Origin of the sequence: Bacteroides ovatus, assembly GCF_001314995.1 — a bacterium.
GTDB classification, from domain to species: Bacteria; Bacteroidota; Bacteroidia; order Bacteroidales; family Bacteroidaceae; genus Bacteroides; species Bacteroides ovatus.
The window spans coordinates 5,154,798-5,167,990 of record NZ_CP012938.1; the positions used below are offsets into that span (position 1 = coordinate 5,154,798).

The 13,193-nt window shown below is 42.2% G+C and carries 7 protein-coding genes; 6 read left to right on the forward strand and 1 reads right to left on the reverse strand.

Features of this window, described 5'->3' with window-relative positions; translation table 11 throughout:
- Nucleotides 1-6 precede the first annotated feature (6 nt).
- The 5 genes from Bovatus_RS19410 to Bovatus_RS19430 all read left to right on the forward strand — a co-directional run bounded on the left by Bovatus_RS19410 (nucleotide 7) and on the right by Bovatus_RS19430 (nucleotide 8,345).
- The gene (locus Bovatus_RS19410) at nucleotides 7-1,770 is read left to right on the forward strand and encodes an OstA-like protein (protein ID WP_004297173.1); all 1,764 of its coding nucleotides are present in this window, start codon (nucleotides 7-9) and stop codon (nucleotides 1,768-1,770) included.
- A 1-nt stretch (nucleotide 1,771) separates the two neighbouring features.
- A complete protein-coding gene (locus tag Bovatus_RS19415; RefSeq protein WP_004297174.1) occupies nucleotides 1,772-2,071 on the forward strand; it encodes a hypothetical protein in 300 nt (99 codons plus the stop codon).
- Nucleotides 2,072-2,088: 17 nt separating this feature from the next.
- The gene (gene mutL / locus Bovatus_RS19420) at nucleotides 2,089-3,990 is read left to right on the forward strand and encodes a DNA mismatch repair endonuclease MutL (protein ID WP_004297175.1); all 1,902 of its coding nucleotides are present in this window, start codon (nucleotides 2,089-2,091) and stop codon (nucleotides 3,988-3,990) included.
- A 103-nt stretch (nucleotides 3,991-4,093) separates the two neighbouring features.
- Nucleotides 4,094-5,281 (forward strand): OmpA family protein, encoded by a 1,188-nt coding sequence (locus Bovatus_RS19425; protein WP_004297176.1) that lies wholly within the window; start codon nucleotides 4,094-4,096, stop codon nucleotides 5,279-5,281.
- Nucleotides 5,282-5,999: 718 nt separating this feature from the next.
- A complete protein-coding gene (locus Bovatus_RS19430; RefSeq protein WP_004297180.1) occupies nucleotides 6,000-8,345 on the forward strand; it encodes a DUF2339 domain-containing protein in 2,346 nt (781 codons plus the stop codon).
- Between the two features lie 90 nt (nucleotides 8,346-8,435).
- On the opposite strand, the gene trpS is transcribed toward Bovatus_RS19430, so the two are convergent.
- On the reverse strand, nucleotides 8,436-9,530 hold the full coding sequence (gene trpS / locus Bovatus_RS19435) for a tryptophan--tRNA ligase (RefSeq protein WP_004297181.1): 1,095 nt from the start codon (nucleotides 9,528-9,530) through the stop codon (nucleotides 8,436-8,438).
- A 427-nt stretch (nucleotides 9,531-9,957) separates the two neighbouring features.
- Between trpS and carB the strand changes: the two genes are divergently transcribed.
- Nucleotides 9,958-13,179: a carbamoyl-phosphate synthase (glutamine-hydrolyzing) large subunit gene (gene carB, locus Bovatus_RS19440; RefSeq protein WP_004297184.1), complete on the forward strand. Its 3,222-nt coding sequence runs from the start codon at nucleotides 9,958-9,960 to the stop codon at nucleotides 13,177-13,179.
- The last annotated feature ends 14 nt before the right edge of the window (nucleotides 13,180-13,193 follow it).

The window sequence follows — 13,193 nt, forward strand, 5'->3', positions numbered from 1 at the left end:
CTTTATATGCTGAAAAAGAATAAGAAAAATAAACAACAAGACAGGCATAGATGGCTCCTTATAGGCTTTCTATGCCTGTTTGGTGTATGTCTTGTGGCACAAGTGAGGCCGACGGGACAGAAACCCACGGCAGGGGCTTCGACAAAATCGACTGCGGATACGTCTAAGACGGCTCCCAAAACCAAAACGCCGGCGGGTAATAAGAAACAATCGGACAACAAGAAGCAACCGGAGAATAAAAAGACCAAAGTTTACTTGCTCCATGCTGACGAAGGACAGGCGGATAAGCTGGCACGTCCGGATGTGCAGGTGTTGATTGGTAACGTGAAGTTGCGCCATGACAGTATGTATATGTACTGTGACAGTGCACTGATTTTTGAGAAAACCAACTCCGTAGAAGCCTTCAGCAATGTGCGTATGGAACAGGGAGACACCTTGTTCATTTATGGTGATTATCTTTATTATGACGGAATGACGCAAATTGCGCAACTTCGTGAAAATGTGAAGATGATTAACCGGAACACGACCCTGCTGACGGACAGCTTGAACTACGACCGTCTCTACGATCTCGGATATTATTTCGAAGGGGGAACTTTGATGGATGAAGAGAATGTACTGACCTCCGATTGGGGCGAATATAGCCCTGCAACAAAACAGTCGGTATTCAACCATGATGTGAAGTTGGTGAACCCTAAGTTTGTGTTGACCTCCGATACATTGAGGTATAATACCGAAAACAAAATAGCAGTAATTCTCGGACCTTCCAATATTGTCAGTGATAATAATCATATCTATTCGGAACGGGGATTCTATAACACATTGACCGAACAAGCGGAATTGTTGGACCGTTCGGTCCTGACCAATCAGGGGAAGAAACTTGTAGGCGACAGTCTGTTCTATGACCGGATAATCGGTTACGGAGAAGCATTCGATAATGTGAAGATGACAGACTCCATCAATAAGAATATGCTGACGGGCGATTATTGTTTCTATAATGAATTGACGGACTCCGCGTTTGCAACAAAACGTGCTGTTGCTATCGATTATTCACAGGGAGACAGTCTTTATATGCATGGGGATACTTTGCAGATGGTGTCCTATAATCTGAATACCGATTCTTTGTACCGGTTGATGAAGGCTTACCATAAAGTACGTATGTATCGTACAGATGTTCAGGGAGTATGTGACTCACTGGTCTATAATTCGAAAGATTCTTGTATGACCATGTATACTGACCCTATTCTTTGGAATGACGGACAGCAACTGCTTGGTGAGCAGATCAAGATTTATATGAATGACAGCACGATTGACTGGGCGCACATTATCAACCAGGCGTTGACAGTGGAGATGAAAGACTCTATTCACTATAATCAAGTGTCCGGCAAGGAGATGAAAGCCTATTTCGTTAATGGAGATATGCGCCATATTGAAGTGATCGGTAATGTGCTGACAGCTTTTTATCCTGAAGAGAAAGACAGTACGATGACCGGATTTAATTGTCTGGAAGGTAGTATGCTGCATCTTTATATGAAGGATAAGAGAATGGAAAAAGGACTTTTTATCGGTAAATCCAACGGAACGATGTATCCGATGGACCAGATACCGCCTGATAAACTGCGTCTTCCTACTTTTGCCTGGTTCGATTATGTCCGTCCGCTAAATAAGGACGATATTTTCAACTGGCGCAGCAAGCGTGCGGGAGAAACATTGAAGCCGACTACCGACCGGCGACCAAAGACAGAAAAGCGAAACTTAATAAATATGAAGTAGTATGGGAATGTTTAACTCAATGAGAAAGCCCCGGGGCTTTAATCATCAATACATTTATGTAGACGAGCGGAAAGAAAAGCTCGCTAAGATGGAGGAGAACGCCAAACGTGACTTGGGGATGCTGCCGGAGAAAGAATTTAATCCGGAAGATATTCGCGGTAAATTCGTCGAAGGTACTACACATTTGAAAAGAAGAAAAGCAAGTGGCCGCAAACCGGTTTCTTTCGGAATCATACTGATAATCATTGCCTTCCTTCTCTATCTGTGGCATTATTTAGCAACAGGAAGCTGGAGTTTTTAATTGTTAATTTACGAAGTATGAGCGATATCATTCATTTGTTACCTGATTCGGTAGCTAACCAGATTGCTGCCGGTGAAGTGATACAACGTCCGGCATCTGTTATCAAGGAGCTAGTGGAGAATGCGATTGATGCAGATGCGCAAAATATACATGTGTTAGTGACTGATGCGGGTAAAACCTGTATTCAGGTGATTGATGATGGAAAAGGAATGTCCGAAACGGATGCCCGTCTCTCTTTTGAGCGGCATGCTACTTCCAAGATACGGGAAGCTGCGGACTTGTTTGCTTTGCGTACCATGGGATTTCGTGGGGAAGCATTGGCATCCATCGCAGCAGTGGCGCAGGTAGAACTGAAGACGCGTCCGGAATCGGAAGAACTGGGAACGAAACTGGTGATTGCGGGTTCTCAAGTGGAGAGCCAGGAGGCTATATCCTGTTCTAAAGGAAGTAACTTCTCTGTAAAGAACCTGTTCTTTAATGTGCCTGCCCGTCGTAAATTTTTAAAGGCTAATTCCACTGAATTGAGCAACATCCTTGCCGAATTTGAGCGTATCGCTTTGGTGCATCCGGAAGTTGCCTTTTCGCTTTATAGTAATGATTCGGAACTGTTCAATCTTCCGGTATCACAGTTACGCCAGCGTATTCTTGCTATTTTCGGTAAGAAGCTCAACCAGCAATTACTGAATATAGACGTGAACACTACCATGGTGAAAATCTCCGGATACGTAGCCAAACCGGAGACTGCCCGTAAGAAAGGAGCCCATCAGTATTTCTTTGTCAACGGACGTTATATGCGCCATCCTTATTTTCATAAGGCAGTCATGGAGGCTTATGAGCAGTTGATTCCCGCCGGTGAACAGATTTCCTATTTTATCTATTTTGATGTAGATCCGGCTAATATTGATGTGAATATTCACCCGACAAAGACCGAGATCAAGTTTGAGAATGAGCAGGCCATCTGGCAGATACTTTCAGCATCCGTTAAGGAATCGTTGGGTAAGTTCAGTGCTATCCCTTCCATTGATTTTGATACGGAGGATATGCCTGATATTCCGGCATTTGAGGAAAAGATATCTTCCGAACCTCCGAAGGTACATTATAATACAGATTATAATCCGTTTAAAGTCTCTGCCGGTGGCGGTGGTGGCGGATCGTATAGTCGTTCGAAAGTAGAATGGGAGGATTTGTACGGAGGGCTGACAAAAGCCAGTAAGATGAATAATCCGCAGCCGGAACCCGAAATGGATTGGGAGGATTCTTCTATTGGAGGCGAACCGGCCTTCGTGGAAGAAAAGATAGAGACGGTGACATCCGCCGCTTCTTCTACTTTGTATGCCAACGAACCGGTGATGGAAAAAGGAAATCAGCATTTGCAGTTTAAAGGGCGGTTTATTTTGACTTCAGTTAAATCGGGTCTGATGCTAATCGATCAACACCGGGCACACATACGGGTGCTTTTTGATCGCTATATGGTACAGATTCAACAGAAACAGGGAGTATCTCAGGGCGTTCTCTTCCCGGAAATATTACAATTACCGGCTTCAGAAGCTGCTGTTCTTCAAAGCATTATGGATGATTTGTCGGCAGTCGGCTTCGATTTGAGCAATCTGGGAGGCGGTAGCTATGCCATCAATGGCATCCCTTCGGGTATTGAAGGACTGAATCCGGTCGAACTGGTGCGTAATATGCTACATACAGCGATGGAAAAAGGGAATGACGTTAAGGAAGAAATCCAAAATATTCTGGCATTAACATTGGCGCGGGCAGCGGCTATTGTCTACGGACAGGTGTTGAGTAATGAAGAAATGGTAAGCCTTGTAGACAACCTTTTTGCCTGTCCCTCACCGAATTACACACCCGATGGGAAAACCGTTTTGACAACCATTAAGGAGGAGGACATCGAAAGATTATTCAAATAAAACAAATAAATTCATCTTTTCCTAAAACCTTTTAGTTCAGTTCGTGTTATTTAAATAGTTCAACAAAGAAAAAGATTTAAATAACCACTTAACTATTAGGTATATGAAAAAGATTCTGATGTTGCTGGCATTTGCCGGCGTTGCGTCTGTCGCTTCTGCGCAGCAGACAATGACTGTAACTGAATACGAAGTGATTCAGGTGCAAGATAAATATCAAGTAATAACTAATCCTTTCTGGAGTAACTGGTTCTTCTCTGTAGGAGGAGGTGCCCAGGTATTGTATGGAAACAATGACCATATCGGTAAGTTCAGAGATCGTGTTGCTCCCACATTTAACGTGTCTGTTGGTAAATGGGTAACTCCGGGATTCGGATTGCGTTTGCAGTACAGCGGATTACAAGCCAAAGGATTTACCACCAGCGAAAATGCTAATTATGTGGTTGGCGGTCCGAGAGAAGATGGTTCTTACAAACAAAGATGGGACTACATGAACTTGCATGGTGATTTGATGATTAACCTGAATGCACTTTTCGGTGGATACAATCCGAACCGTGTATATGAAATTATCCCTTATATTGGTGCCGGTTGGGCTCATGCTTATTCTCGTCCTCACACTAACTCCGCTACTTTCAATGCAGGTATTATCAACCGTTTCCGTTTGTCGAATGCTGTTGACTTAAATCTGGAGTTGAGTGCAACAGGTCTGGAAGGCAAGTTTGACGGAGAACATGGAGGTAAACCCGATTATGATGGTATTTTAGGTGCTACCATCGGGGTGACTTATTATTTCCCGACTCGCGGATTCCAACGTCCGGTTCCACAGATTATCTCTGAACTTGAATTGAACCAGATGCGTAACCAGATGAATGCAATGGCAGCAGCTAATATGCAATTACAACAGCAGTTGGCAAATGCACAACAACCGGTTGAAGTAGAAGATACTGAAGAAGTTGTTATAACAGATACTAATATTGCTCCACGTACTGTATTCTTCAAGATCGGTTCTGATAAATTGTCTCCGCAGGAAGAAATGAACTTGTCATATCTTGCCAGCAAGATAAAAGAATCTCCGAACACTACATACACAATCAACGGATATGCAGACTCTGCAACAGGTACTCCGGCTTTCAACCAGAAGTTGAGTTTGGAACGTGCACAAGTTGTTAAAGACCTGCTCGTTAAGAAGTATGGCATCTCTGCCGATAGATTGAAAGTTGCAGCCGGTGGTGGTGTTGACAAATTCGGTCAGCCGATTCTGAACCGTGTAGTATTGGTCGAATCAGCACAGTAATCATATAATTTCAGTATTCGGCGATTCTTTGTGATCGCCTGCTGAAAGAGAGAAGGCGGCTGAAAGCGAATCCTGAAATAAGGTATTTTCGCTTTCAGCTGCCTTTTCTTTTCTTATTTTAGGACCATTAATACTTGCCTGGGCTTTTGATTATGAGTTTGAGGTATATGGAAGCGCTTACACTGATTATAAATGTAGGTTGTTTTACCTTGAAGAAGCATAGCTTTAGGGAACGTAAAGCATAGCTTTTGCCTACCTAAAGCTACGCTTTAGAGGGGGAATAAGAGGTACTCCACACTTCCTCTGCAAATAGCTATTTTTTCAATCCTCTTCACCTTTCTTCTGAACTCTCGATGAATAAACTGTTTGCGGGTGAAGGGAGGACTTTTCATTACCGTATTCATCACATTACATATCGAAAAATGTCATTACAGTGCTTTCTAAAATCATTGCATTAATTGTGGCAAACACTGCAATGTTTTTTTTAATCATCCCAATGAAAAAAATAATCTATTAGCATATTTGTTTTTGCTATTAGCATCTTCCTTTTAGCTATAATGATATTCTGATTAGCTATAATGAAATTACATACAAAGCAAAGTGAAAGGGCTTGAATCTCTGTTAATTCACTCTTGATTTGAATCATTCTTACTGGAATAATCGCTCTGTGTAGCAATATTTTATATATTTGTGATATGGAACTCAAATCTAAAATATTATGGACGATATAAATACCGTATACGCACTACTCGTTTTAATTATGTTTTTTGTTTTATTGAGTAGGCTGGATAATCGTTTTGGGAAGATAGAAAGAGAACTGAACGAGATAAAAAAACGGATGGATGATTATCTCAAAGTTCAGCAAAGAGGGGTTACTGAAAAGGTAAAGCCTGAAGGAGAAGCATTGAAAAAGGAAAACGAAGATATCTCTGCATCACCTCAAATAATAGAAAAAACTTCGACACTAGAGACTAAACAGCAAAAAGAAACTGTACCGGAAAAACAGAAGCCGGTTGTTGAAACAGTTATCCGTGAGGCACTGGAAGGAACACGTGAAAAGACGGTTGAAACAGAATTGGAAGATGTTTGTGTTGAGGCTGTTCCAAGACAAAAGAAACAAGTGAACTATGAGAAGTTCATCGGTGAGAATCTCTTCGGAAAGATCGGTATCCTTATATTCGTCATCGGTGTAGGTTTCTTTGTGAAGTATGCTATTGATAAGAATTGGATCAATGAGACTTTCCGTACCGTACTTGGTTTCCTGACGGGAGCTGTATTGCTGGCCGTTGCCGAACGGTTGCAAAAGAAATATCGTACATTTAGCTCGTTACTTGCGGGTGGCGCTTTTGCTGTATTCTATCTTACGGTTGCCATTGCATTCCATTATTATCATATCTTCTCGCAGACTATGGCGTTTATCATTCTGATAGGCGTCACTGTATTTATGTCTGTTCTGTCTGTGGTGTACAATCGGCGTGAACTGGCCATCATTTCACTTGTCGGAGGATTTCTTGCACCTTTCATCGTAAGCAGTGGAGAGGGAAGTTATCTGGTACTGTTCACTTATGTAAGTATCCTGAATCTCGGTATGTTCGGACTTTCCATTTATAAGAAGTGGGGTGAGCTTCCGATGATCTCATTTGTCTTTACCTGGCTGATAATGGGAATCTTTCTTTTATTTAGCTATACCTCCAGTTCTACAGTTATTTCGGGGCACTTGTTTTTGTTTACCACTCTGTTTTATTTTATCTTTCTACTTCCGGTGTTCTCTATTCTTCGTGGGGAAGATATGCGAACAATGAGTCGGGGGCTGGTATTCGTCATTATAACGAATAACTTTATTTATCTGCTTTCGGGAGCTTTGTTCTTGCGGAATATGGGATGGTCTTTCAAAGCAAGCGGTTTGTTGAGCCTGTTCATTGCTCTTGTTAATTTAGGACTGGTGCTTTGGTTATGGAAGAGCCGGAAAGACTATAAATTCCTGGTGTATACCACTCTGGGGCTTGTGTTGACATTTGTCTCTATTACCGTTCCGATTCAGTTGGATGGAAACTATATAACATTAGTTTGGGCGTCAGAAATGGTGTTATTATTATGGCTTTATATCAAGTCGAGAATCCGGGTATATGAATATGCGGCAAAGATACTGGTGGGACTCACCTTTATTTCTTACCTGATGGATATATATAATGTAGTAATGCATGAGCATCATGCTGTCAGCACTATTTTCCTGAACAGTTCATTTGCCACCTCTTTGTTTGTAGGGCTGGCTATGGGAGCATTTGCTCTGTTGATGGGGTATTATAGACCATTCTTCTCTACAGCCCGTCAACTGAAATATGGTTTCTGGAATCCTTTCATGCTTTTTGTCTCTGTAGCCATACTTTATTATACATTTATGATGGAGTTTCACCTGCATTTTGAGGGAGCTACGAGGAGCGGAGCAATGTTCTTGTTTACTGCCATTGCCATTTCGAGTGTTTGTTATGCTTTTAGAAAACGATTCCCGATCACCCAATATCTGACTTTCTATATGTTAGCTATTGGGATAAATACGCTTGTATACATCATAAATATATGGGGGGATCAATGGGAGAACATGGCTTTTGTGCCTGTTGTACTACGATGGTTCACGGCAGCATTTGTAATAGCGAATATATGCTATGTGGCACGCCAATACTATCTATTAATCGGCATCAAGAGTCGTTTCACTATTTATCTCAATATTCTGGTCACTCTTCTTTGGGTGACAATGGTACGCTCTTTCCTCTGGCAGGTAGGAGTGGATGATTTCAGTGCCGGACTTTCGCTTTCATTAAGTATTGCCGGATTTGTTCAGATGGGACTAGGGATGCGTTTGCATCAGAAAGTCATGCGCATGATAAGCCTTTCGACTTTTGGAATCGTTCTGCTTAAACTTGTATTTGATGATTTGTGGGCAATGCCTACTATCGGTAAGATCATTGTATTCATCATTCTCGGACTGATATTACTGATACTTTCATTCCTTTATCAGAAATTAAAGGATGTATTATTCAAGAATGATGAAGATGAAGTTAGCTAAATCTTAAATTATATATTATAATAAAGGCTGCCATTCTTTCTTAGAGTAGGCAGCCTTTACTTTATATGATACGTTTTTATGCAAACTTCCTTATTCCTGTGAGAAACGTTTTACCTGTTCCTCGATTAACTCCTTGTCATCGAAATAATTAATCTTCATTGCTTTTTTCACATCTGCCAAAGTCTCGGCAGCAGCAGCTCTGGCTACTTCGCATCCTTGCTGAAGCATGTCATAGATAGCTGGAATATCTTTGCTGAACTCTTTACGACGATTACGAATCGGTTCGAGTATTTCTTGCATAATAGAATTCAGGAAACGTTTCACTTTTACGTCGCCCAGTCCGCCGCGTTGATAATGTGCTTTCAATTCTGCCAGATTCGGATAATCCGGTAAGTAGCGTTCGAAATGTTCGGGGAGGCAGAAGGCGTCAAGGTAAGTGAATACGGTGTTACCTTCAATCTTTCCCGGGTCTTGTACACGGAGATGTCCCGGATCGGTATACATACTCATGATCTTCTTCTGGATTTCTTCCGGTTCTTCCGAAAGGTAGATACAGTTTCCGAGTGATTTACTCATTTTAGCTTTACCGTCAGTTCCCGGAAGACGCAGGCAGGCTGCATTGTCCGGCAACAGGATTTCCGGTTCTACCAATGTCTCACCATATATATAGTTGAAACGGCGAACGATTTCACGAGCCTGTTCAAGCATTGGTTCCTGGTCTTCACCCACAGGGACAGTTGTTGCACGGAATGCTGTGATGTCCGCTGCCTGGCTGATAGGATAAGTGAAAAAACCTACAGGAATACTTGCTTCAAAGTTGCGCATCTGGATTTCCGATTTCACAGTCGGGTTACGTTGCAGGCGAGATACGCTTACAAGGTCCATATAATAGAAACTAAGCTCGCATAATTCCGGAATTTGCGACTGTATGAAGATGGTAGCTTTAGACGGATCTATGCCACAAGCCAGATAGTCAAGGGCTACTTCAATTACATTCTGACGCACCTTCTCCGGATTGTCTATATTGTCTGTCAATGCCTGCGAATCGGCAATGAAGATAAACATCTTGCTATAATCACCTGCATTTTGCAGGTCAACTCTGCGTTTCAACGAGCCTACATAGTGACCGATATGAAGTCTTCCGGTAGGACGGTCGCCCGTCAATATGATTTTTTCTTTTCCCATATTTTATTACCTTATTATATAATGGCGACAAAGATAAGGATAAAAACTGAAAGATACATCAAAATGTAGTTACTTCATGATTTGTGCTTACTATGATAAAAAAGTATTCATTAAAAAGCTAACGGAAAAAACAACCGTTTCATTGACGCGGTAAACTATTTCAGTAAAAAATGAACGTTTCTTTTTGTCATTTGCAAAATATGTCGTTACTTTGCACAAATTTTGATATTAACAATGAATCAACAGGAAATCAGAAGTAAGTATTATCTACATTCGGATGTTTTGCACCCGGAAACGGCAGACTTCTTCTCTTTTCTCCAAAAACGATATTTTAGTTCTTTGGTAATGCGTTAATCCTTTTTTGAGGGTAACGCATTTTTTTTATGGACGAACTTAGAAATAACAACTTATTATAACAACAAAAGAAATGGAAAAGGAAATCAAGAAAGTTCTCGTTTTGGGTTCTGGAGCACTCAAAATCGGACAAGCCGGAGAGTTCGACTACTCTGGTTCACAAGCACTGAAAGCTTTGAAAGAAGAAGGTATCAGCTCAGTATTGGTAAACCCGAACATCGCAACCATTCAGACTTCTGAAGGTATTGCCGATAAAGTGTATTTCCTTCCCGTAAATACTTATTTTGTAGAAGAAATTATCAAGAAAGAACGTCCTGATGGTATCTTGCTGGCATTCGGCGGACAGACTGCGTTGAACTGCGGTGCGGAACTCTACACACAGGGTATTCTTGATAAATACGGAGTAAAGGTGCTTGGTACATCGGTAGAAGCTATCATGTATACAGAAGACCGTGATTTGTTCGTGAAGAAACTGAACGAAATCGAGATGAAGACTCCGGTTAGCCAGGCAGTAGAAAACATGGAAGATGCCATTGCTGCTGCACGCAGAATCGGTTATCCTGTCATGGTACGTTCTGCTTATGCATTGGGTGGTCTTGGTAGCGGTATCTGTGCCGACGAAGAAGAATTCCTGAAATTGGCTGAAAGCTCCTTTGCTTTCTCTAAACAGATTCTGGTAGAAGAATCGTTGAAAGGCTGGAAAGAAATCGAATTTGAAGTGATCCGTGACGCTAACGACCATTGCTTCACAGTAGCCAGCATGGAAAACTTTGACCCGCTGGGTATCCATACCGGTGAATCCATCGTAGTGGCTCCTACCTGTTCACTGGATGATAAAGAATTGACTCTGTTGAAGGAACTTTCTACTAAATGTATCCGTCACCTCGGTATCGTGGGTGAGTGTAACATTCAGTATGCTTTCAACTCTGATACGGACGACTACCGTGTGATTGAAGTAAATGCCCGTTTGAGCCGTTCTTCTGCATTGGCGTCTAAAGCTACCGGTTATCCGTTGGCATTCGTTGCTGCTAAAGTAGCACTCGGCTATACACTCGACCAGATTGGTGAGATGGGGACTCCGAATTCTGCATACGTAGCTCCGCAACTTGACTACTATATCTGTAAAATCCCTCGTTGGGACTTGACGAAGTTTGCCGGTGTATCCCGTGAAATCGGTTCAAGCATGAAATCGGTAGGTGAAATCATGTCTATCGGTCGCTCTTTTGAAGAAATCATCCAGAAAGGTCTTCGTATGATCGGTCAGGGTATGCATGGTTTCGTAGGTAATGACGAACTGCACTTTGATGATCTTGATAAAGAGCTTTCTCGTCCGACAGACTTGCGTGTTTTCGCTATCGCACAAGCAATGGAAGAAGGTTATACCATCGAACGTATTCATGACCTGACAAAGATTGACCCATGGTTCCTTGGCAAACTGAAAAATATCGTAGACTACAAAGCGAAACTGTCTACCTATAATAAGGTAGAAGATATACCTGCCGATGTAATGCGTGAAGCTAAAGTGTTAGGTTTCTCCGACTTCCAGATCGCCCGTTTCGTACTGAATCCAACCGGAAACATGGAGAAAGAAAACCTGGCAGTGCGTGCTCATCGTAAATCTATGGGTATCCTCCCGGCTGTAAAACGTATTAATACAGTTGCTTCCGAACATCCGGAACTGACTAACTATCTGTATATGACTTATGCAGTGGAAGGTTATGATGTAAACTATTATAAGAATGAAAAATCAGTAGTCGTACTGGGTTCGGGTGCTTACCGTATCGGTAGCTCTGTAGAATTTGACTGGTGTTCGGTAAATGCCGTTCAGACAGCCCGCAAATTGGGTTACAAATCTATCATGATTAACTACAACCCTGAAACGGTTTCTACTGACTATGATATGTGCGACCGTCTGTACTTCGACGAGCTTTCGTTCGAACGTGTACTCGACGTAATCGATCTGGAACAACCTCGCGGTGTGATTGTCTCTGTAGGTGGACAGATTCCGAACAACCTGGCTATGAAACTTTACCGCCAGTCGGTTCCTGTATTGGGTACTTCTCCGATCTCTATCGACCGTGCTGAAAACCGTAACAAGTTCTCTGCTATGCTTGACCAACTGGGTATCGACCAGCCGGCATGGATGGAACTTACCAGTCTCGAAGAGGTGAAAGGATTCGTAGAAAAAGTAGGCTATCCGGTATTGGTTCGTCCTTCTTACGTTCTTTCAGGAGCTGCTATGAATGTTTGCTACGATGACGAAGAATTGGAAAACTTCCTGAAGATGGCTGCCGAAGTTTCTAAAGAATACCCGGTAGTTGTTTCTCAATTCCTTGAAAATACAAAAGAAATTGAATTTGATGCTGTTGCCCAGAATGGTGAAGTGGTGGAATACGCAATTTCTGAACATGTGGAATTTGCCGGTGTTCACTCCGGTGACGCTACACTGGTATTCCCGGCACAGAAGATTTACTTTGCAACGGCACGCCGTATCAAGAAAATCAGCCGTCAGATTGCTAAAGAACTTAATATCTCCGGTCCGTTCAATATCCAGTTCCTGGCTCGTAACAACGAAGTGAAAGTAATCGAATGTAACTTGCGTGCTTCTCGTAGTTTCCCGTTTGTTTCTAAAGTACTGAAACGTAACTTCATCGAAACAGCTACCCGCATCATGTTGGATGCTCCGTACTCACGTCCGGATAAATCTGCATTTGATATCGACTGGATTGGTGTAAAAGCATCTCAGTTCTCTTTCTCTCGTCTGCACAAGGCTGACCCGGTATTGGGTGTGGATATGTCTTCTACAGGTGAAGTTGGATGTATCGGTGATGATTTCTCTGAAGCATTGCTGAATGCAATGATCGCTACCGGATTCAAGATTCCTGAAAGAGCAGTAATGTTCTCTTCCGGTGCTATGAAGTCGAAAGTGGATTTGCTGGATGCCAGCCGTATGCTGTTTGCTAAGGGATATCAGATTTATGCTACTGCCGGAACTGCTGCATTCCTGAATGCTCATGGAGTAGACGCGACTCCGGTTTACTGGCCGGATGAGAAACCAGGTGCAGAGAATAATGTTATGAAGATGATCGCTGACCATAAGTTTGACCTGATCGTAAACATTCCGAAGAATCATAGCAAACGTGAATTAACGAATGGCTATCGTATCCGTCGTGGTGCAATCGATCACAACATTCCATTGATTACAAATGCTCGTCTGGCAAGTGCCTTTATCGAAGCATTCTGTGAATTGAAATTGGGTGATATTCAGATCAAGAGCTGGCAGGAATATAAATAAACTGCTTTAGCTGT